Here is a 20,428-nt window from a genome sequence, read left to right as displayed (position 1 = left end):
TCAGATCACGATTTCATGAGTGACGTAGTAATAGAACACCGCGCAGGACGCGATCAGCCCGAAGCGCAGCAGCAGCGGGTGTCGCAGCGGCGCCAGGCGGTTGTGGTAGACCACCGCGGCCAGGATCAGCGAGGCCGACAGCCAGGCCGGCAGCAGGTAGCGGTTGGAGAAATAGCCCCAGCCGATGGCGAAGAACGGCAGGGTCATCACCAGATAGATGCCGGTGCTGTCCTTGATGCGCTCGCGGTGTTCGGCGCGGATCAGCGGCGACAGCAGGTAGGGCAGCAGGTACCAGAAGATCGAGAACACCGCGAAATCCCAGCGCACGCCCGAACGGTAGTAGCGGTTGGGCGTGTAGGACATCACCAGTTCGTACAGGCCTGGCAGCGCCGCGCGCACCAGCACCAGCGACAGACCGCTGACGTAGAGCGCGAACGCGGCCGCGGCGACCAGACGCTGGGTGCGCGCGCCGAACAGCAGCAGCGGCGCGAAGGCCAGGTACAGCAGCGAGGACAGGTGCAGGCTGCTGGCGACCGCACCGTACAGCACGAAGCCCAGCCATTTGCGCTCGCGGAACGACAGCAGAGCAGTGAATACCAACAGCGCCGCAAGGCCCTGGCGTACCGCGTTGATACTGGCGTTGACGAACATGGGCGAGACCAGCAGCAGCATCAGCGCCACGCCGAGGAAGCCCAGATAGCCGCGGCGCTCGCCCAGGTAGGTGAAGTAGCGGTGGCTGGACACCGCCACGGTGACCAGCATCAGCGCGAACAAGGCGGTCTGGTAGCCGGTGACGCCGACATCCAGCTTCCACAGCAGATAGCTCAGATAGACGAAGCCCGGTTCCAGGCGCGTTTCCGCGGTGCCCTGGCCCAGGGTCTCGAAGAAGCCGGCGTAGGTGTGGGTGTCGGTGCCGATGTCGGGCGAACGCGTGCCCACCAGCCAGCAGGCGAACACCGCCACCGCGGCCAGCAGGATCAGGCTCAGCGCGGTGCGCGCGGCCAGGTCGGCCGAGCGCTGCGGGCGCGGCGCGGAGGTGGCGATGCCGGGCAGGGCGCTCATGTGCCCGCTCCCGCGCCGGCCGCGCGGCGCCAGGCCAGCAGCAGGTACTGGCGGCCGCGGCGCAGCCAGCCGAAGCTGCGCGCGAAGCAGTGCTCGGGCAGGCTCACCAGCCCTTGGCGCAGCAGTTCGCGCCGCACCTCGCGGCCGGCCGCGTGCATGGCGCGCAGGTCCTGACTGAGGCCGCCGGCGCCGAAGTTGGCTTTGTGCCAATACGCCAACACCCGGTCGAGCTTGGCGCAGCGGTAGCCGGAGAACACGATCTGGCCCCAGAGCAGGAAGTCTTCGACGCGGCGGAAGCGCTCGTCGAAACGGAACGGCAGGTCGCGGCGCAGCATCACCGAGGCCGTGGGGAAGGGGTTGTGCAGCAACAGCCGGCCGCGGCCGATGGGCCGGGCGCGCGCGGGCGTGCCGTCGCATTCGGGAAGCGTGCCGCGCTCGCGCACCTGCATCTTGTGCGCGATCAGGGCCAGGCCCGGATCGTCGCGCAGGGCCTGCATCTGCCGTTCGATCTTGTCCGGCGCCCAGGTGTCGTCGGCATCGAGAAACGCCACGTACTCGCCCTGCGCGCGCTCCCAGCCCGCGTTGCGCGCGCGCGAGGGGCCGGCGTTGGCCGCCAGCGACACCACCTGGATCCAACCGGGCGGGTACTGCGCGGCCAGGCGGTGCAGGCAGGCCAGCGTGTCGTCGCCGCTGGCGTCATCGACCAGGATCAGTTCGGCCACCGGCAGGCTCTGCATGGCCACCGAGGCCACGGCCTCGGCGATGCTGCCGGCGCAGCGGTAGCAAGGCACCACGGCGCTGACCGGCGCGGGCGCGCGGTCGCTCAGGGCGGCAGGAGTGCAGTGCTCGACCATGGGGCACATTGGAATATGCGCAGCGCCTGCTGCGCGTATAGATTCGGTGAAACATCGGCGAGGGTGCCGCCTGCGTTCAGCATGATCGACAGCGCGGCCTCGAATGCTGCGCAGTCATGATGCTGAGCGTGGATATGCAAGGCTTGCGGCAGGCCGATGTCGTCGGCGAAATCGCGGCATTTGGGGTGGTAGTCGATCAACGTGAACGGCAGGCCTTGCAAGTAGGCGACGATGGCGCCGTGCAGGCGCGCGCTGACGAAGGCGTCGCAGCGGGCGATGGCCGCGGCGGTGGCCAGCGGATCGCCGCCGCGGTAGATCTGCAGCTCGGTGGCGATACCGCGCTCGCGCAGACGCGCCTGCAACTGCGTGGCGATGGCGGCGTCTCCGTGCTGCGGGTGGCCGTTGAGCGCGAACACGCAGGCCCGTATCGGGCGCTGCGGGGCGATGCGCACCAGCGCCTGGACGATCGCGTCCTGCCAGGCCTGCGGCGTGGGGGCGGGGTGGTCGGCGCGCACGGTGTAGCGGCAAGGCGCGATGCCGATCGTCGCCGGATCGTTGTCGTTGCGCTCTCGCTCCTTCGTAGGTGCCACCAGCGGCAGCAGGCCGGCCAGGTCGCGGCCGGCGTGGACGATATCCTGCAGGCCCATGTCCTGCGCCAGCGCATGCGAGCGACGGTCGCGCACGGCGATGTAAGCGAAGCGGCGCGCGAAGTCGGCTGCCGCGGTTTGTTCGGCTGCATTCGCGAACGGCCCGATCGACACGCCGACCGCCGCCAAGCGCACGCGCCCGCGCCGTTGCGCGGCCAGCATCAGCGGCTTGCGGAACGACGGGCGACCGTTGATCACCGAGCCGCCGCCCAGCACCAGCACGTCGGAAGCGCGCAGGCCGCGCACGAAGCCGACCCAGCGGCTGAGCCCGCCCAGCGCGCCGCTCGCACCGTACAAAGCGGACGGCAAGGCGCGCGGCCAGGTCGCGCGCAACTCGCCGTCGGCCGGTTCGGGGCCGACCAGCAGGGGCTCGGCCTGCCAATAGCGCCGCGCGCCGGCCGCGCACAGCACGCCGAACAGGTCGTCGCCGAAGTTGCGCATGCCGTAGTAGCCGGTAAAGCCCACGCGCAGCGGCTGCGCCTGCAGTGCCGCGTTCATGGCGTCTCCCGCCGCGGCGCGATCCGCCGCACGCTGCGCCACATGGCCAGCAACAGCAGGGCCTCGGCGGCGACCGTGGCCCAGGCCGCGCCGAGTTCGCCGTAGCGCGGAATCAGTACGGCATTGAGCGCGATCGCGGCCACGGCGGCGGCCAGCATGGCGTACACACGCTGGCGCATATGCCCTTCGGTTAGCAGGGCCGAGCCCACCGACGTGGACAGGAAGCGGATCGGCGCGCACACCGCGAGTACGGCCAGCACCAAGGCGGCGCCGCGATAGGCCTCGCCGAAGGCCAGCGGCACCAGCCAGGGCGAGAGCGCGGCCAGCGCGATACCCGTCGCCAGACCCGCAGCCAGCATCGCCAGGTTGCCCAGGCGATGCACGCGCCAGAACCGATCGGGCTCGTGCGCGGCCCAGCGGTGCAGGCGCGCGAGCAGGAACTTCTGGTAGACCACGGCTGGGAACAGGTAGACCGCGGTCATCACCGCCAGCGCCACGCCGTAGCGACCGGCCATGGCATCGTTGCCCAGGTACTTCAACAGCACCGTGCCGATCTGGAAGAACACCGGATACAGCACGGCCGCCAGGCCGTAAGCCCAAGCCTGCGAGGTAAGCTGGGCGACGCTGGGATCGTCGCTGATGGCGATCCCATCAGCGCGCGGACCATGGCCCTGCAAGTCGATGCGGCCGCGCCAGATCGCGCGCAGCTGCGGCGCGGCCAGCGCCAGCGCCGCCACCGCGACCAAGCCATAGCCGAGCGCGACCTGCAGCGCGGAGACCGAAGCGGCGGCGAACGCCAGCGCCGCCACCAGCAGGCGCCCGCCGGGGATCAGCAACTGCCAGGCGGCCAGCGCGCGATGGCGTTCTTCCAGGCGCAGTTTGCTGCCGACCAGATCGACCGCGAACAAGCCCAGCACCACGGGCAGCAGAGCCAGCAGCGTCGCACGCGTTTGCGCGTCCACGCCGTAGCCCCAGCAGGCCCAGGCGGCGATGCCCGCCAGCGCCAGCAAGGTGGTCGACAAAGAGAAACGCAGCGACGGACGCAGCCAGCGTTCCGCGCCCCAGCCTTCGCGGCCGTAGGCCTTGAGCCGGAACTGCGACAGGCCGAAGCCGGCCAGCGGCGCGACCATGCTCACCGTGGCCAGGGACGAAGCGAACAGACCGTAGCTGTGCGTACCCAGGCGCCGCGCGAGCAGGCTCTGCGCCAGAAACACCATGACCGCGCCGGCCGCGGTCGCCAGCCACAGCAAGGCGATCGCGGCCGCGGCGCCGCGCCAGGCCCGCGCCGGGCCGCGGTTCATCGCGACGGTTGCGGCTCGGGCCATGACGGCGTCGGCAACAGTTCGTCGTAGACCTCCATGGTCCGTTGGATCACCTGGCGCTCGTCGAAGTGCTCGACTGCGCGGCTGCGCGCATTGCGGCCCAGGCGTTGCAACAGCTCGCGGTCGTCGTCCAGGCGCGCGAGCAGCGCGGCCAGCGATTCGGCGTCGCGCGGCTGCACCTGCAGCCCGTCTTCGCCATGCCGGGTCACCACCTCGCGGCAGCCGGGCATGTCGGTGGTGACCAGGGCCAGGCCGCTGGCCGCGCCTTCCAGCAGGCAGCGCGGCACGCCTTCGCGGTAGTAGCTGGGCAAGGCCATCACGTCGACGGCATTGAGCAAGGTGGGCATGTCCTCGACATGGCCCAGCCAGCGCAACAAGCCTTCGGCCTGCCAGGCCTCGACCTCCTGCTGCGATACCGAGTTCGGATTGCCCGGGTCGGGCGTGCCGGCGAGCAGGAATTCGATGTCGCGGCCGCTGTCGCGCAGCAGGCGCGCGGCGTTCACGAACTCATCCACGCCTTTCTCGCGCAGCAGGCGCGCGGCCAGCAACACGCGCAAGCGCTGTTGCGCGTTCTTGGGCTGGCCGGGACGGAAGCGCCGGGTATCCACGCCGGAGCCCATGATGACCCGGATGCGCTCCTCGGGGACCAGGCCCGACGCGGTCATGGTTTCGGCGTCGTCGGGGTTCTGCAGAATCACCCGCGAATGGCCCTGGCCGAGCACGCCGCGCATCAAGCCGCTGACCACCGGACGCAGCAGGCGCGCCTTGATCCGGTCGCTGGAGAACACGTAACCCATGCCGGCCACCGCGTGCACGATCGCCGGCACCCGCGCCGCGCGCGCGGCCAGGCCGCCGTAGACCGCGCATTTGACCGTGAAGTTGTGCAGCAGGTCGGGCTGCTCGCTGCGCAACAGTTGGAACAAGCGCTGCAGGGTGCCCAGCTCACGCCAGGGATTGAGCCCGGCGCGGTCCATCGGCAAGGTCAGCCAGCGCAGGCCGTGGCTGCGGAAGCGCTCGCCGAAGCTGCCCGGTGGCGACAGCATCACCACCTCGGCGCCGCGGTCGCGCAGCTGCAGAGCCATCGCCAGTCGAAAGTTGTACAGATACCAGTCGGTGTTCGCGAACAGCACTATGCGCATCGGCAAGGTCGGTCGCGCATCGCGTGCAGCGGTGTTGCGGCGATGCGGCGGTCGAATTCGGACGTCGGGGGAGCGGCGATTGTAGCCACGCGCTTTTCCGCGGCCTTTACATCGCGATCACTTCTTCGCGTTGCGAATGAATGAACCAACCCCGTTCACGCAACGACGGCGCGCGATCGCGCGCTTCGTTGCGCGCGCTGCGAACGCAGGCGGACCTGCGTCGCATTCAGAACGAGCAGTGGCGCGAAAAGCGGCGGCGCATCGCGCCGCCGCCGTTCACTTGGCGTACGAGTTTGTCGTCACGCGCAGGTCCACGCAGTCGGTCGTGGCCTGAATATGCGCGCCGTTGCCGTTGTTGCCGCCGATCAGGCCGGTCAACGACGTCAGCGGCAGATCGGTCGTGTTCACCCCATGCATGCGGGTATGGTTGTTGCGGAACACGTTGCCGCTGACCTGGTAGGAAGTGGTGGCCGAGCGCAGCATCACGCCCATCAGATGGTTGTGGGAGATGCGGTTCTGGGCGATGTAGCCGCTGACCGGGGCGATGGTCAGGATGCCGTAGCCGCCGTTGTACTCGATGGTGCAGCGCTTGATGGTGACGCCCTTAACCCGCTTATAGACCTGAATGCCGTTGCCCTGGTTGCGGTGGATCAGGCAGTTTTCGACGTGCACCGTGGTCGTGGTGCCCAGGTCGTTGGCGTCGGGCTCGATGTCGATGCCGCAGCCCGGCGCGATGCCGGTGTTGTAGCTGAACTCGGAGTCGTAGACTTTGACCTCGCTGGAGCGGCCGATGGACAGGCCCTGGCGGCGGTTGCCGGTGGACACCACGTTGGCGATCACCACGCCCTGCGAGGGCACGGTGGGCTGGTTGGTGACGATGGCGCCGCCGACGGAGATGCCGTCGCCCCAGCATTTGGACAGATGGATATCGCGGATGGTCACGCGCGAGGCGCCGCGCACCATGATGCCGTGGCCCCACTCACCGCTGGTGCCCAGGTGGTTGTCGCGGTCGCCGACGATGCGGCCGCCGGAGATCTCCACGTCGCTGACCTTGTAGACCATGAGCACGTAGGCGCGCTCGGCGTCGTTGCGTTTGGCCAGCAGGCGCGCGCCGTCGGCCAGCTGCAGGTGCATTTTGCTGCGCAGGTAGAGCTTGCGCACGGGATCGATCACGTAATCGCCCGCGGGCACGTAGACGGTACCGCCGGTGGCCGGCAGGGCGTCGATCACGGCCTGGAAGGCGGTGGTGTCGTCATGGTCGCCGTCGCCGTAGACGCCGTGATCGCGCACGTTCAGCACCGCGCTGCCGCGCGCGCGCACCGGCGGCACGTAGGCGTCGGTGGGCGTGGCGCCGGTGGCGGCGAAGGCGAGCTTGGGCAAGGCCGCATAGCCGAGCACGGCCGGCACGGACAGCAGCAGGGACTTGCGGAGAAAATCGCGGCGAGACGGTACCGCCCCGCCCATACGGGCTGGTTTCACTGAAGGCTTCCTGGGGTAACCCCGGTCTAGGCGTGAACGTTGCGGGTTCCGGCGATGCGCCGGGAGCGGGCGCCGCGCTTGCGCGTCGTCACCCGAAGGTCACTTCGGTGACCGGGGCGCAATCTAACCCAAGCGTTCTGAACGCAAAGATGCTATGCGCGTATTTGTGCGCCAACGCAAAATCGCGCGCTGAATCGTTCAGACAAGCGCGCATTCAAGTCGATTAACAGCCGTTGCGACGGCAGCGAAAAAACGCGGTTGCGCGAACGCGCTCAGTCCGGATAGCGATTGTCGGCGGCCACGCGTACGTCGCGCGCTTCGGGCGCGACCGACAGCTGGGCCGAACGCGGGCTGCCGCGCTTGGGCGCGTTGCCGACGAACTCGTTGCCGCTCACCGCCACGTCCGCGCTGCCGGGGCGCAAGGCCAGCCCGCCCAGCCCGTTGCGGCGGATGCGGTTGCCGGCGATCTCGCAGTCGCTGGCGCCGATGACCAGCACGCCATGGCCCTGGTTGGCCTCGATGGTGCAGTCGCGCACCCGGATCAGCGAACTGCGCTTATACAGCTGGATGCCGGCGCCGCGGTTGCCGCGCACCCGACAGCCGGCGATGACCACGTCGTGGGCGATGTCGCCGGCATCGGGCTCGATGTCGATGCCGCAGCCGGGCAGGGCGCCGCCGGTGTCGGCGAACTCCGAGTCGTCGACGCGCACGCGCCTGGAGCGGCCGATGGTCAGGCCCTGGCGGCGGTTGCCGATGCAGCGCACGCGCAGCAGGGCGATATCGCGACTGGGCACGATGCGCCCGCCCGCGCCCTTGGCGCCGCCGATGGAGATGCCGTCGCCCCAGCAGTCGGAGATATGCAGGTCGCGCACGGTCACCTGCGCGGCGGCGCGGATCATCAGACCGTGGCCCCATTCGCCGGCGTCGCCCTGGTGGCGATCGCGTTCGCCGACGATGGCGCCGCCGGAGATTTCGACCTGTTCCACGCCGGTGGCGTCGAGCACGTAGGCGCGCGGGGCCGCGTTCGGACGCGCAAGCAGGCGCGCGCGCGCGTCCATCCGCAGGTGCATGCGGTTGCGCAGTCGCACGCTGCGCAACGGGTCGATCAGGTAGTCGCCGGCGCCGACCGCGACGGTGCCGCCGGCCGCCGGCAGCGCGTCGATGGCGGCCTGGAACGCGGCGGTGTCGTCATGGCGGCCGTCGCCGCGCGCGCCGTGCGCGCGCACGTCGATGCGTGCGGCGCCGCGCGCGGGCCAGGCCAGCGCGCACCAGGCCGCCGGCAGCACGCCAAGCAGGGCGCGCCGCAAGCGGTCGGCACCGGCTTCAGGCCGCGCGCGCGGAGCCATGCGCGCTCGCGCCGGCGGCCTGCGCATCCAGCCAGGGCAGGACGATGGCCAGCAGGTAGAACTTGGAGGCGTGATACTTGTTGCCCAGACGGCCGCGGTGGCGGTCCAGCCAGGCGGCCGCGCCGGGCAGGTAATCGCGCGCGCGCTCGGCGTAGTCGCGCACGTGATCGTAACGCTGCGCGGCCAGCCCGCGCAGGTCGAAGCGGAACGAGCCCTTGCGTTCCACGTACGGCAGCTCGTCGAAGCGGCTGGCGATGTGGCGGCGGATCAGCAGCTTGTTCAGGCCGGTATCCGGGTCCACCTTCTGATAGCGCGGCACCTCGCGGTGGATCCATTCGCGCAGCGCGTGATCGCACAGTGGGTAGGCGGCGCCCAGGCCCAGCGCCTGGGCCACGTACAGGCCCTTGGCGAAGGCGCCGGCCGAGCCGGCGATGGAGGTGGACATGTCGCGCCATTCCCAGTCGCTGGTGGCGGTGCCGATCTCCTGCGCGAACAGCTGCAGGCGCTGGCGCGACTGCCGGGCGATGTCGCGGCCGAACAACGCGTCGACCTCGCCGTCGCTGAAGCGCGAGCCCGGGAACACGCGCTCAATCGGGTTCATCTGCAGGGTGCTGAGCAGGTAGCACAGGCGGAAGCTGTCGCGCACCAGCGGCAGCTCGGCGGCCGCGGCCGGCAGGCGCAGCCCGCGCGCCAGCCACGACAGCAGGTGCTGGCGCGCGCTCATCGGCGTGCCGAAGTAGCTGTCCGCGCCGAGTCCGTCGACGACGCCGTCGCCGCCGCGCGCGGCGATCTCGGTGCCCAGATCGACGTAGGACAGCAGAGCGAAGTCGGCGGTCAGCAGCGGCATGCGCGGCAGCAGGGCCAGGTAGCGGTCGTAGGCGCGGCCCGGGTCGCAGACCAGGGCTTCGTGGCGCAGGCCCAGCGTGCGCGCGACCTGCGCGGCGGAATCGACCTCGTCCTCCTCGCGCCCGCCCAGGTAGGTGATGCAGGTGGCGTCCGGGCGCGCATCGGCCAGGGCGATGGCCAGGGTGGTGGAGTCCTTGCCGCCGCTTTGCAGCAGCCAGGGCGAGAGCATGCCCGAGCAGCTGCGCTCCACCGCCTGGCACAGACGGCGGTGGTACTGGGCCAGCCAGTCCTGCTCCACCCGCGGCTCCTCGGGCGTCTCCCCGGCGTTGCGGAACTTGAAGCGGAAGCGCGGCGCGGCATGCATGTCGTCGTGCGGACAGAAGCCGAAGGTGACCAGGCGCACGCCTTCGTAGATCGAGTACGGCGGATAGACGAAGGCATTGCGCAGCAGGTCGGCCACCGACACCGGGTCCAGCGCCGGCCGCGCGGCGGCGTCCAGCGGCGAGAAGTCGGGCGTGCCGTAGTAGGGCGACATGGTGATCTGCATGCTCAGCGCCCCGCGGCCGCGCCGCCGATCGCGCGGTAGTCGTAATAGCTGTAGGCGTACTGGCCGGAGCCGCGCTTCTCCACGGCGTTGAAGATCGCGCCGCGCACGTTGACGCCGTTCTGCTCCAGCCGCTGCTTGGCCAGGGCGATCTCGCGCTGCTGGTTCAGGCCCCAGCGCACCACCATCAGGCAGGTGCCGACCTGATGGCCGATCACCGCCGCGTCGGTCACCGCCAGCACCGGCGGGGTGTCGATCACGACCACGTCGTAGCCCTTGGCCAGCTGCTTGAGCAGGGACGCGAAGCGCGGATGCATCAGCAGTTCGGACGGATTGGGCGGCACCGAGCCGCGCGAGATGAACGACATGCTCTCGGTGCCGGGCACCTTGCGCACCGCGTCCTCGGCCTGGATCTGGCCGGAGATCAGTTCCGACAGGCCGCCCTCGGAGCGCACGCCCACGGCCTGGTGCAGGGTGCCGCGGCGCATGTCGGCGTCGATCAGCAGCACGCGCTGGCCGGCCTGGGCCATGGTCACGGCCAGGTTGGCGCAGACGAAGGTCTTGCCCACGCCGGGGCTGGGCGCGGCGATCATCAGGATGTTGTTCTTCATCTCCATGCGCGCGAAGTGCAGGCTGGTGCGCAGGGTGCGCAGCGCCTCCATCGCCAGGTCCGAGGGCGAGCGCAGCGCGAGCAGGCGCTGGCGGCCGTCGCGACGGCGCAGACCCGGACGCCCGGCGATCTGGCGGCCGCGCGCGCTGAACGGAATCGAGGCGTAGACCGGCAGGCCCAGCAGTTCGATGTCGATGGGATCCTCGACACCGCGGCGGAAGGTCTGCCGCAGCAGCACCAGCGCGATCATCAGCACCGCGCCCACCGCCGTGCCCACGGCCAGGGTCAGCAGCGGCTTGGGCCAGGCGGGGCTGTCCATGTTCACGCCGGCCGCGTCGACGATGCGCGCGTTGCCGACCGCGCTGGCGCGGGCGATGTTGAGCTGCTGGGCCTGGTCGAGCAGGTTGGCGTAGGTCTGGTTGATGACTTCGACGTCGCGGTTCAGGCGGAACAGGCCCTGCTGGGTGTCGGGCAGGCGGCCGATCTGGCCTTGCAGGCCTGCCTTGTCGCGTTCGAACTGATCGAGCTGGCGCGCCAGCGCGGCGTACACCGGGTGCGAGGGGGTGTAGCGCGCGGCCGCTTCGGACAACTGCATCTGCAGCTGGCGGATGTTGGTGTCCAGGGCCACGCCCTGGGTCAGCAGGGCCTGGTTCTGGGTGGCCACGTCCATAGTGTGGGTGCGGGTCTGGAAGGCGTTGAGCGCGGCCTGGGCGTTGGCCAGTTCGCGGCGCACGTTGGGCAGCTGCGCGCTGACGAATTCCAGGCGCTTGGCCGCCTCGGCCGAATTGCGCGCCACGTTCTGGCGCACGTAGGCGCGGGTGATCTGGTCCAGCACCTCGCGCGCGCGGATCGGGTCTTCATGGGTGTAGGTCAGCGCGATCACGCCGGAGTTGCGGCCCTGCTCGCTGACGGTGATCTCGTTCTTCAGCGCGGCCATCACCGCCATCGGATTGAACTTGCGCACCTGGAAGCGGGTGCCGGGGCGCGCGTTCAACTCGGCGATGGTCATGCGCACGCCGTTGGCGCTGGCGGGCTGGCCGACGCGGCCCTGCACCAGCTCGCGGCCGTCGGGGCCGAACAGGGTGTAGCGCCCGGCGTCGCCGGCCTGCAACTGCAGCGGGGTATCGATCAGCGCTTCGGGCAGTTCCAGCGCGCCCACGTCGATGCGCTCGCCGCCCCAGCCGTACTGGTTCAGGCCGAACCAGGGCTGGCCCAGGCTGCCGGGTTGCAGGCGCTGTTGCGCGCGTGCGATCACGCCGCCGACCACCGGCAGCTGCATCGGCTGCGCCGACACGTCCAGATCCAGGCGCGTCATCGCCTCGCCCAGCACCCGGCGCGAGGTCAGCAGCTGCGATTCGGTGGCCGCCGGCGAGGCGTCCATCGGCGGCAGCGGCGCGGCGCCGTTGCCGTTCACGCCGGGCACCGACGGCGGCCGGCTTTCCACCTGCACCACCGCGGTGGCCTGGTACTTGGGCGTGGCCAGCAGCACGTAGGCGGCGGCGACCAGGAAGAACAGCAGGGTGCCGAAGGCGATAGTCCATTTATGCGCGCCCAAGGTCGAGACCAGGTTGGGCAGGTCGATGTCGTCCTCGCGCGGATTGGCGGTGGCGGTTATCGGGATGGGCTGCAGCACTTCGCTGCGGGGGATCAGTTGCGTGGCCATGGTCTTCACTCTCGCGATGGTCGTTCCTGGGCGTCGCGGCCGAGGCCCGGGTGGCGCTCAAGGGCTTTGCCAGGCCCGGTCGGCGGCGGAAGAAAGGGGCGAACCCGCGCCCCACGACGAGGGGACAGCGGTGTGAGCTGCAGGGCGCAGGTTCGCCAAGGCATCGGCGACGCGGGCGCAGGCGTCCGCGTCGTTATCGGGATCGCCCGCCACCAGCACGCGTTCGGCGGGCACGCCCAGTTCGATCAGCTGGCGGCCGGCATCGTCGTCGGCGGCCACGTGCAGCGCGGCCAGCGACAAGGCGATGCGGCGCGAGGGCTCGTCGATCGCCTCGCCGTCGGCGCGTGCGACGACGGGATCGACGCAGATCACGGGCACGTGGTGGTAGTGGGCGGCGAGCGAGGCGACCAGGGTCGCGCTGGTATCGCCGGGCACCAGCACCAGGTCGGGCTGCACTTCGTCCATCACCCGCTGCAGCCCGTCCAGCGAGACGGCCATGATTTCGCTGCCCGCATGTTCGGGCGCGGGCATGCCGACCTCGATGTCGGCGGCCAGGCCGAATTCGTCCAGCACCTGCGCAGCCGCGGTGGCCTCGCCGGGCGTGGTCACGCACAAGGTCGATTCGAAACGTTCGTCCTGGGCCAGGCATTGCGCGATCGGCGCGATCTGCACCGAGTCGGGCGGGTCGGCGAACAGGCACAGGGTCTTGAGCGGCGGCGCTTGTTCGGCCGCGTGGTCCGCCGCGATGGGCGCATCGTCGAAATGGGGCGCGGCAGCAGCGTAGGCGGCCGCGCGACGCGTTCGCGCCGATTGCATCCGGCTCAGCAAGGGCGCCGCGCCCAGCACGTAGGCGACCAGCGCGATCAGGAACACCGCGCCGCTGACCGGCTCCGGCGCTTCGCGCAGACCGTAGCCCACACCCACCAGCAGCCCGTAGAAGGCCAGGATCAGCACCAGCGCCGCGCGCGGCTTCAAGCCGGTGTCCAGCAACAAGTGATGGATATGGCGGCGGTCGGCGTGGAACGGCGAGCGGCCCGCGCGCATGCGGTGGTACATCACCGACAGCGTGTCCATCACCGGCACCGCCACGCACCACATCACGTCCACGGGCGCCAGCCGCCCGACGCGCGGGTGGCTCATGTAGATCAGGCTCCAGGCCAGGACGAAGCCGATCAGGGTGCTGCCGGCGTCGCCCATGAAGATCTTGCGGCCGTCGGGCCAGCCCAGGTTGACGAACAGATAGGGGATCAAGGCGGCGAACAGCACTTGCAGCAGGAACAGCACGCCCGGCGCCGACCAGTGCATGCCGTCGAACAGCAGGATCGCGGCGATGCAGGTCATGGCCACCGACGCGGCCAGGCCGTCGATGCCGTCGAGCATGTTGAAGGCGTTGATCAGCCCGATCACCGCCACGACGGTGAACGGGATGCCGAACGGCCCCAGGCCGAACTGGTCGCCGATCACCGCGAACTCGCCGAGGTTGCGCACGTAGTAGCCGGACATGACGATGACCAGGCCGGTGGCGCCGGCCTCGATCAGCAGCCGCGCGCGTACGCTGAGCTGGTGTGCGTCGTCGATGGCGCCGGCGACCACGATCATGCCAGCACCCAGCATCAGGCTGGTCATGAAGCGGTCGAAGTAGCCCAGATAGCTGAGCCCGATCAGGGTGCCGAGAAAAAAGCACAGGCCGCCGATCAGCGGGATCTTGCCGCGATGGCGTTTGCGCTCGTCGGGCTTGTCCACCAAACCGATGCGGCGCGCCCAGGGCCGTATCGAAAAAATCGCGAACAAGGTCACCGCCAAGGCGATGGCGCTAGCCGCTACCAGCTTGTGGTCGTTCATGCGCACGCCTCGGGAGGGGACGGATCACGGAAATACGGATGCTGCTTTCCGTGTGCGTGCGCACAGCAACAACCACTGCATGCATCGACGAGCGGGTGCGGTGCGAAGACCGTTCGCGCATCGAGGCGGAAGCGAGCCTAGTGCGAAAAAGTTGATGATTAGATGAAGGTTTCAGATTCACCGTGGTGAATCCGCGCAAGCGCTACGCTGGGGTTCAGTTCAATGAACATCATCACGTTCTACGACACAGTTATGAGCGCTAACGCACGCAAGCGCGATGCGTGCGTCGGTTTGCAGTTTCGGTGTCCAGGCGCGCACGCAGGCTTCGATGCGTGCGCAGATTTCGTCGAATTGCGCTTGCGAGCGGCCGTAGGGGTCGTCGATGTCGTGGTGATCCAGCCAGCGCGACAACAGTTCGCACTTGCTCTGCGCCGCGGGCGCGAGCGCGAGCAGCGCAGCGATATGGCGCTGTTCCATCGCCAGCACCAAGTCGGCCGCCGCTAGCGCGTCCAGGCTGAACTGGCGTGCGCGATGGCCGTCATCGCTCAATCCGAGCCTGGCCAGTGCGCGCTGTGCATGGGGCTCGATCGGCGCGCCGGCCACCGCGGCCAGGCCCGCCGATTCGATCCGCGCGGCCGGCAGCGCATGGCGCAGCAACACCGCGGCCATAGGGCTGCGGCAGAGATTGCCGCGGCACACGATCAGGATGCGCACGCGCCGGGCCTGTTGCGGAAGGCGGAGTTCATAAGTGCGCCTCATGGGGCGCTCTAGTGCAGCATCGCGTGCGTTCTCGTTTTGCGAACGACGCAGGTCGCATTCATTTATGTGGCGAAGTTCATCAAGCTGACGCGCAGCGGCAGGCGGTCAAGTCGCCACGGTCACCGCGCGACGCACGAACGACTGCGCCGCGGCCAGATCGCGTGCGGCCTCGTCGGCGATCCACTCGCCGAAACGCGCGATCTTGCCGCTGTGCTGGCGCACCAGCGGATACACGAACCAGAACGCGCGGCCGTCGCTGGCGACGAAGTCGTGCGCGGGCACCAGGCGACCGGCTTGGATTTCGTTGCGGAACAGGATCGGCGAGCCGATGGCGATGCCCTGGCCGGCGACGGCCGCGGCGATGTCCAGGTATTCGGCCGACAGGTTGGTGCCGAAGCGCCGCGAGGGCAGGCCGTCGGCATGACCGCGCGCGCGGTACCACAGACGCCACCAGTCCGGCCGGCCCAGCAGCGGCACCTCCGGCGCGGTGCGCGGATCGGCGAGCGCGGCGGCGGCTTCGCGCAGCTGCGGCGCGCACAGCGGCATGAAGATGCTGGGAAACAATTCGGCGCTGCGCAGGCCCGGCCAGCGGCCGTGACCGTTGCGGATGGCCGCGTCGTAGCGGCTGGCGCTCAGGTCCTGGGCTTCGGCCGACAGATCCAGTTCCAGTGCGATCTCAGGGTGCTTGGCGCGGAAGCGGCCGAGCTTGGGCGTGAGCCAGCTGGTGCCCAGGCTCGGCAGGGTGGTCAGCGCCAATTGCGCCTCGTCGGCTTCGGCGGCCTGGGCGAAGCTCGCGCGCAGCGCGGCGAAGGCGCTGATGGCTTCGCGCGCGATCAGCTCGCCCGAGGCGGTGAGCACCACCCGGTGCGGGTGACGCAGGAACAGGCGCACGCCGGTTTGCTCTTCCAGCCGGCGCACGTGGTAGCTCACCGACGCGGCGGTGGTGTCCAACTCCTGCGCGGCCTTGGCGAAGCTGCCCAGCCGCGCCGCGGCTTCGAACGCACGGATCGCCGATAGGGAAGGGAACCGCCGTTCGCTGACCATAAGCCTGACTTAGCCTCCCGCCTCAACCCTGAGTGGTCGCCGCGCCGGCCGGCTGGCCATGCTTCGGCTCGACGCATTTTCGCAAACGCCGAATCCGGAGTGTCCCATGCCGCTGCGCCCGCCTGCCTTCCCCTACTCCCGAGACGCCGAGCTGTTGCTGCCCTCGCGCCGCCGTCTGTTGCTGGCCGCCGCGGCCGCCGGCGGCGTCGCCGCGCTGGGCCTGCCGCCCTGGCTGCAGGCGCACGCGGCTGCCGCGCCGGCTCGCGCGCACGACTGGGACTGGCTGATCGGCAACTGGGACGTGCACCACCGGCGCCTGCGCGAACGCCTGGCCGGCAGCGACGAGTGGGAGGAGTTCGGCGGCAAGAGCGCGGTGTGGTCCACGCTGGGCGGCTTGGGCACGGTGGACGACAACCTCGTCGAGCTGCCGGGCGGCCGCTATCACGGGCTGGGCCTGCGCGCCTACGACGAGGCCAGCGACCGTTGGGCGATCTGGTGGATCGACGGCCGTAACCCAACCCATATCGACCCGCCGGTACGCGGCGGCTTCGACGGCGACGGCGGCACCTTCTACGGCGACGACACCTTCAAGGGCAAGCCGATCACCATGCGTTTCCGCTGGCACGACATCCACGGCGCCAAGCCCTGGTGGGAGCAGGCGTTCTCGCCCGATCAGGGCCGCAGCTGGGAAGTGAACTGGCGCAATTGGTTCACCCGCACCGCGGCCGAACCCAGTCCGCTGCCGCTGTTGCCCGGCTACGAGCGCGATTTCGATTTCCTCGCCGGCCGCTGGAAGGTGCAGCACCGGCGCCTGCGTCAGCGTTTGGCCAATAGCGACCAGTGGGACGAGTTCGACGGCAGCTTCGTCAACTGGCCGGTCCTGGGCGGCCGCGGCAACGTCGGCGACAACGTGATGAATTTCCCCAGCGGCACCGTGCGCGGTGTCGGCTTCCGCGCCTACGACCCGGCGCGCAGGCAATGGCTGAGCTGGTGGCTGGACGGACGCGCGCCGACCGCGATCGGCGCGCCGTTGCGCGGCGGCTTCGCCGACGGCATCGGCCGCTTCGATGGCGACGACAGCCACCAGGGCCGGCCGGTGCGCACGCGCGTGACCTGGACCAACATCACCGAGCGCACCGCGCGCTGGTCGCAATCGAGTTCGGCCGACGAGGGCAAGACCTGGGAGCTCAACTGGGTCAGCGATTTCAGCCGCGCTTGAGCGGCGGCTCGCGCCGCGGTCATCCGCCGCCGCGGCGCGCACGAACCGGACAGCGGTTTCTCGATCCGGACAACTAGCGGCACGATCCGGATGCTGCGGCCGCGCGTTCGTCGGCGCGTGCGCGCCGCTGCGCCCGCGTGGCGTTCCGGAGACCGCACGCGGGCGCTTATAGTTACGCCCGACCCCGGGCCGGAGAGCCCCGCATCGCCCGCGCCCGACGTGGGCGCAACGAACGGGTCGGTGCCGGGCGCCGCGGGGGAGCGTCGCCTTTTCACGGATGTCGAGTTTCGACAAGGAGACGCACCATGGGCCACCAACGCATTCCCGTGCGACTGGAAAGCGGTCGCGATGTCACCCTGGTCAAGTGGGAAGACGTGCCGCCGCCCGCGCACGGCGACGCGCTGCAGTCCAAGCCCTGGAATGCCAGCCACAAGCGCAGCGGTGTGGCGTTCTACGAGTCCACCATCCAGTACATGCGCAACGACTGGGCCATCGCCCACATGTCGCCCACGCCCGTGTCGCTGACCGACCGCAGCGGAAAGGGCCACAACCTGCTGCTGTTCCACAACGCTTCCACCGACACCTGGCATTCCGCCGACGCCCTGGACATCGACCACGCCAGGCCGTGGAAGGAGCACCTGACGGCGCTGAAGGTCGACAACTACGCCGACGCCAACCGCGCCTACAACGACGTCGGCAACCTGCGTCTGCTGCCGTCCACGGTCAACCGCGCGCGCAACAGCTTCGAGAACATGCTCGAGGAGCACGGCAACGACTCGCCGGAAGTGGCGGCTTGGGTGAAGAAGAACTTCGGCTACGACGCCGCCGCGTCGCACCCCGCTTTCGACGAGGGCAGCGATCTGGCCCGGCGCACCAAGGCCACCACCGGCGCGAGCTGGGAGCCCGAGGACGGCCGCAAGGGCCTGAGCTTCGATACCCGCGTGCTGGACAAGTGGTACAACCATCAACTGGAGCAGACCTACGCCGGCACCGTCGAACTGACCAGCCCCACCACCGGCAGGAAAACCGAAGTGCCGCTGTTCCAGTGCGCGGCGACGCGTCAGCTGGTCACCCGCGACGCCTTCGACATCGATCACGAGGTTCCGTTCGAGATCCTGGCCACCGAGATGGTCAAGTACGCCCAGGGCGGCACCACCAAGGCCAATGCGCTGGACGCCTACAACGAAACCAGCAACCTGCGCCTGATCTCGCGCAGCGCCAACAGTTCGCACGAGTGGGAGCTCAACCAGTTCGGCCAGTACCGCGATGCGGGCTCGGAGCTGTCGGACGATTCCGACCTGGAGAACGACGACGATCGTGCGTTCATCGACGACGACGAGGAACCCGAACTGGCGGCGAAGGGCATGGACCTGAGCGACGACAAGCCCGGCAAGTCCAAGCCCGGGCCGTCGGCGCCGCTGCCATCCTTCGGCGGGCCGTTCGGGATGGCCGCCAGCTCGTCGTCGAGCCCGCAACCGTCGATGTCGGCGTTTGCGACGCCATCGTCGATGGCCGCGAGTTCGTCCTCGCCGCCGCTGCTGGACAATCCACGCCACCCCGACCACCGGCTCTACGACCAGGCGCTGAAGAGCTTGCGCGCGCTGCCCGCACACGGCGGCTTGTCCGAAGAGCAGCAGCGCAACGCGGCCAGTTCCATGGCGTACGCGGCCAAGGACGCCAGGATGGGCGGGATCGACCGCGCGTTCCTGACCGATGGCGGGACCTTGTTCGCGGTCCAGGATCCGGAGCTGCCTTCCCGCCGCGCGGTCGGCCTGTCCGCCGCCGATGCGGTCAAGGTCACGGTGGAGCAGAACACCGCTTTCATCGACCGCTTGCCGGCGGTGCCCAAGCCGGGCGCGCAGGCGCAGTCGCAGGGCCATTCTTTCACGTTCTGACGGCACCGCCGTCGCACGCCATTCAAGGACGCGCACGCGTCGTAGCAAAGGAGTTTTGCCATGCCCTTCGAAGACGTCACCCTGAAAAGCGGTCACCACGTCACGCTAGTCAGCTACGGCGAGCATCGCCCTACCGAGCACGGAGCGACGCTGCAAAACAAGGCTTGGGACCAAAGCGACACGCGCGAATCGCTGGGATTCTACGATTCCACGATCGAGTACATGCGCAACGAGTGGGCGTTCAAGAACATGCGCGGCGAGATGGTGCAGACCAAGGACCACGGCACCGTGGCCTTGTTCCATAACCCCACCACCGATACCTGGCACAGCATCGATGCCCTGGACATCGACCATGCCACGCCGTGGAAGCAGCACTGCGTCAACAAGGGCGTCGACAACCAGGCCGATGCGATCCGCGCCTACAACGACGTGGGCAACCTGCGCCTGTTGCCGGCGGTGCAGAACCGCGGTCGCGACAGCGCCGATCTGGTCTACAACACCCATGGCCCCAATTCGCCGGAATGGCAGAAGTGGGTCAACGACCGCCTGGGCTTCGATCCCAGCGCCCAGCGCCCCGTCTACGATCAGGAGCGCGACCTGGCCCGCCGCAACAAGTCCACCATGGAAACGCCGTGGTCGCCCGACGAAGGCCGCAAAGGCCTGAGCTTCGATGCCGCCGTGGCGGGCAAGTGGTACGAAGCCAAGCTGGGCGAGGCCTATGCGACCTCGGTCAATCTCAAGAGCCCGACGACCGGCAACGTGACCCAGGTCCACCTGTTCAAGTGCGGCGCTTCGGGACAGCTGCTCACCCGCGACGCGCTGGACATCGACCATCGCGTGCCGTTCGAGATCCTGTCCAAGGACATGCTCAAGTACGCGCCCGACAGCGGCCTGACCCGCGCCCATGCCAAGGATGCCTACAACGACACCGACAACCTGCGCCTGGTCGGCCGCAGCGCCAACAGCGGTCACGAGTGGGAGCTGGACCGGCACGGTCAGTTCCGCGACAAGGTGGAGATCAAGCCCATGCGCGGCGACTACACCGAGGAACAGCTCACGGTGTCCTCCGGCGTGCGCGATCAGGTCCGCAACGCCGTGCATCAGGTCTACGGCGGCGGCTTCCAGATGATGCAGGGCGGCTTCGGCAGCCCGCCGCCGCTGGTGCCGCAGCAGCCGTCGTTGGGGTCGGTGCTGCAGCCGCCTTTGGGCCAGCAGCAGCCGATCCTGATGAACGACCAGCGCCACTCGGATAATCCCCTGTACTGCAACGCGCTCAAGTGCGTCCAAGCCGAGTACACGGCCTGGTCGCCGCAGAAGCAGCAGGATTTCGCCTCCTCGGTGGCGCTGTTCGCCAAGCAGAACCACATGCCGGAAATCTCGCGGGTGTTCACCCACGAAGGCGAGGTGTATGCGGTGCGCGACCACGGATTCAGCGGCGCTCGCGACGTGATCCACCACCCCGAGAGCAATATGCTCAACCGCAGCATCCAGCAGAACACCCAGGAGATCAACAACGTCACCGCGCCGACCCAGCAGGGCTGGCAGCAGGCGCAGCAGCAGAACCGCGGCCTGGTCCAGTAGCGCGTATCGCATCGCAACTCCGATCCCTTCGGCGCCAGGCCCTCACCGGCCTGGCGCAGTCGTTTGCGCCGTAGCGAA

At 69.4% G+C, this 20,428-nt stretch carries 15 protein-coding genes; 3 read left to right on the top strand and 12 right to left on the bottom strand.

Annotated elements, in window-relative coordinates:
• The 12 genes from DX914_RS14480 to DX914_RS14425 form a co-directional block, all read right to left on the bottom strand.
• Positions 1-1,062, bottom strand: a complete 1,062-nt coding sequence (locus DX914_RS14480) for an EpsG family protein (protein ID WP_115859883.1) — start codon at positions 1,060-1,062, stop codon at positions 1-3.
• Positions 1,059-1,916 (bottom strand): glycosyltransferase family 2 protein, encoded by an 858-nt coding sequence (locus DX914_RS14475; protein ID WP_158549319.1) that lies wholly within the window; start codon positions 1,914-1,916, stop codon positions 1,059-1,061. Before DX914_RS14475 ends, DX914_RS14480 begins: the two co-directional genes overlap by 4 nt.
• Positions 1,886-3,061: a polysaccharide pyruvyl transferase family protein gene (locus DX914_RS14470; RefSeq protein ID WP_115859879.1), complete on the bottom strand. Its 1,176-nt coding sequence runs from the start codon at positions 3,059-3,061 to the stop codon at positions 1,886-1,888. Before DX914_RS14470 ends, DX914_RS14475 begins: the two co-directional genes overlap by 31 nt.
• Positions 3,058-4,386 carry a lipopolysaccharide biosynthesis protein gene (locus DX914_RS14465; protein ID WP_115859877.1) on the bottom strand — a complete coding sequence of 443 codons (1,329 nt, stop codon included), beginning with the start codon at positions 4,384-4,386 and terminating at the stop codon, positions 3,058-3,060. Before DX914_RS14465 ends, DX914_RS14470 begins: the two co-directional genes overlap by 4 nt.
• Positions 4,359-5,522, bottom strand: a complete 1,164-nt coding sequence (locus DX914_RS14460; RefSeq protein ID WP_115859875.1) for a glycosyltransferase family 4 protein — start codon at positions 5,520-5,522, stop codon at positions 4,359-4,361. Before DX914_RS14460 ends, DX914_RS14465 begins: the two co-directional genes overlap by 28 nt.
• Positions 5,523-5,798: 276 nt before the next feature.
• On the bottom strand, positions 5,799-7,001 hold the full coding sequence (locus tag DX914_RS14455) for a right-handed parallel beta-helix repeat-containing protein (protein ID WP_147300684.1): 1,203 nt from the start codon (positions 6,999-7,001) through the stop codon (positions 5,799-5,801).
• 272 nt (positions 7,002-7,273) lie between these two features.
• Positions 7,274-8,347, bottom strand: coding sequence for a right-handed parallel beta-helix repeat-containing protein (locus DX914_RS14450; protein WP_158549317.1), 1,074 nt, complete (start codon positions 8,345-8,347; stop codon positions 7,274-7,276).
• Entirely contained in the window at positions 8,325-9,740 is a 1,416-nt protein-coding gene (locus DX914_RS14445; RefSeq protein ID WP_115859869.1) for an asparagine synthase-related protein, read from the bottom strand. Before DX914_RS14445 ends, DX914_RS14450 begins: the two co-directional genes overlap by 23 nt.
• A 2-nt stretch (positions 9,741-9,742) precedes the next feature.
• Entirely contained in the window at positions 9,743-12,010 is a 2,268-nt protein-coding gene (locus tag DX914_RS14440; RefSeq protein ID WP_115859867.1) for a polysaccharide biosynthesis tyrosine autokinase, read from the bottom strand.
• Between the two features lie 57 nt (positions 12,011-12,067).
• Positions 12,068-13,852 (bottom strand): UDP-N-acetylglucosamine 2-epimerase, encoded by a 1,785-nt coding sequence (locus DX914_RS14435; RefSeq protein WP_115859865.1) that lies wholly within the window; start codon positions 13,850-13,852, stop codon positions 12,068-12,070.
• Between the two features lie 219 nt (positions 13,853-14,071).
• A complete protein-coding gene (locus tag DX914_RS14430) occupies positions 14,072-14,566 on the bottom strand; it encodes an arsenate reductase/protein-tyrosine-phosphatase family protein (RefSeq protein ID WP_158549315.1) in 495 nt (164 codons plus the stop codon).
• Between the two features lie 150 nt (positions 14,567-14,716).
• Positions 14,717-15,655, bottom strand: coding sequence for a LysR substrate-binding domain-containing protein (locus DX914_RS14425; protein WP_115859861.1), 939 nt, complete (start codon positions 15,653-15,655; stop codon positions 14,717-14,719).
• A 106-nt stretch (positions 15,656-15,761) separates the two neighbouring features.
• Between DX914_RS14425 and DX914_RS14420 the strand changes: the two genes are divergently transcribed.
• The 3 genes from DX914_RS14420 to DX914_RS14410 all read left to right on the top strand — a co-directional run bounded on the left by DX914_RS14420 (position 15,762) and on the right by DX914_RS14410 (position 20,350).
• Positions 15,762-16,874, top strand: coding sequence for a hypothetical protein (locus DX914_RS14420; RefSeq protein ID WP_231118278.1), 1,113 nt, complete (start codon positions 15,762-15,764; stop codon positions 16,872-16,874).
• Between the two features lie 305 nt (positions 16,875-17,179).
• Positions 17,180-18,769 (top strand): XVIPCD domain-containing protein, encoded by a 1,590-nt coding sequence (locus DX914_RS14415; protein WP_115859859.1) that lies wholly within the window; start codon positions 17,180-17,182, stop codon positions 18,767-18,769.
• A 60-nt stretch (positions 18,770-18,829) separates the two neighbouring features.
• Positions 18,830-20,350 (top strand): GH-E family nuclease, encoded by a 1,521-nt coding sequence (locus tag DX914_RS14410; RefSeq protein ID WP_115859857.1) that lies wholly within the window; start codon positions 18,830-18,832, stop codon positions 20,348-20,350.
• Positions 20,351-20,428 lie beyond the last annotated feature (78 nt).

Origin of the sequence: Lysobacter silvisoli (assembly GCF_003382365.1) — a bacterium.
GTDB lineage: Bacteria > Pseudomonadota > Gammaproteobacteria > Xanthomonadales > Xanthomonadaceae > Lysobacter > Lysobacter silvisoli.
The sequence above is the reverse complement of the archived record's forward strand: the minus strand, read 5'-3'. Positions and strand labels throughout refer to the sequence as shown.

Bases quoted from the DNA above. Each gene is read 5' to 3' on its own strand.
- DX914_RS14415 (WP_115859859.1), top strand. From the start codon at position 17,180: ATGGGCCACCAACGCATTCCCGTGCGACTGGAAAGCGGTCGCGATGTC.
- DX914_RS14410 (WP_115859857.1), top strand. From the start codon at position 18,830: ATGCCCTTCGAAGACGTCACCCTGAAAAGCGGTCACCACGTCACGCTA.
- DX914_RS14465 (WP_115859877.1), bottom strand. From the start codon at position 4,386: ATGGCCCGAGCCGCAACCGTCGCGATGAACCGCGGCCCGGCGCGGGCC.
- DX914_RS14435 (WP_115859865.1), bottom strand. From the start codon at position 13,852: ATGAACGACCACAAGCTGGTAGCGGCTAGCGCCATCGCCTTGGCGGTG.
- DX914_RS14480 (WP_115859883.1), bottom strand. From the start codon at position 1,062: ATGAGCGCCCTGCCCGGCATCGCCACCTCCGCGCCGCGCCCGCAGCGC.
- DX914_RS14425 (WP_115859861.1), bottom strand. From the start codon at position 15,655: ATGGTCAGCGAACGGCGGTTCCCTTCCCTATCGGCGATCCGTGCGTTC.
- DX914_RS14475 (WP_158549319.1), bottom strand. From the start codon at position 1,916: ATGGTCGAGCACTGCACTCCTGCCGCCCTGAGCGACCGCGCGCCCGCG.
- DX914_RS14460 (WP_115859875.1), bottom strand. From the start codon at position 5,522: ATGCGCATAGTGCTGTTCGCGAACACCGACTGGTATCTGTACAACTTT.
- DX914_RS14445 (WP_115859869.1), bottom strand. From the start codon at position 9,740: ATGCAGATCACCATGTCGCCCTACTACGGCACGCCCGACTTCTCGCCG.
- DX914_RS14420 (WP_231118278.1), top strand. From the start codon at position 15,762: ATGCCGCTGCGCCCGCCTGCCTTCCCCTACTCCCGAGACGCCGAGCTG.
- DX914_RS14440 (WP_115859867.1), bottom strand. From the start codon at position 12,010: ATGGCCACGCAACTGATCCCCCGCAGCGAAGTGCTGCAGCCCATCCCG.
- DX914_RS14450 (WP_158549317.1), bottom strand. From the start codon at position 8,347: ATGGCTCCGCGCGCGCGGCCTGAAGCCGGTGCCGACCGCTTGCGGCGC.
- DX914_RS14470 (WP_115859879.1), bottom strand. From the start codon at position 3,061: ATGAACGCGGCACTGCAGGCGCAGCCGCTGCGCGTGGGCTTTACCGGC.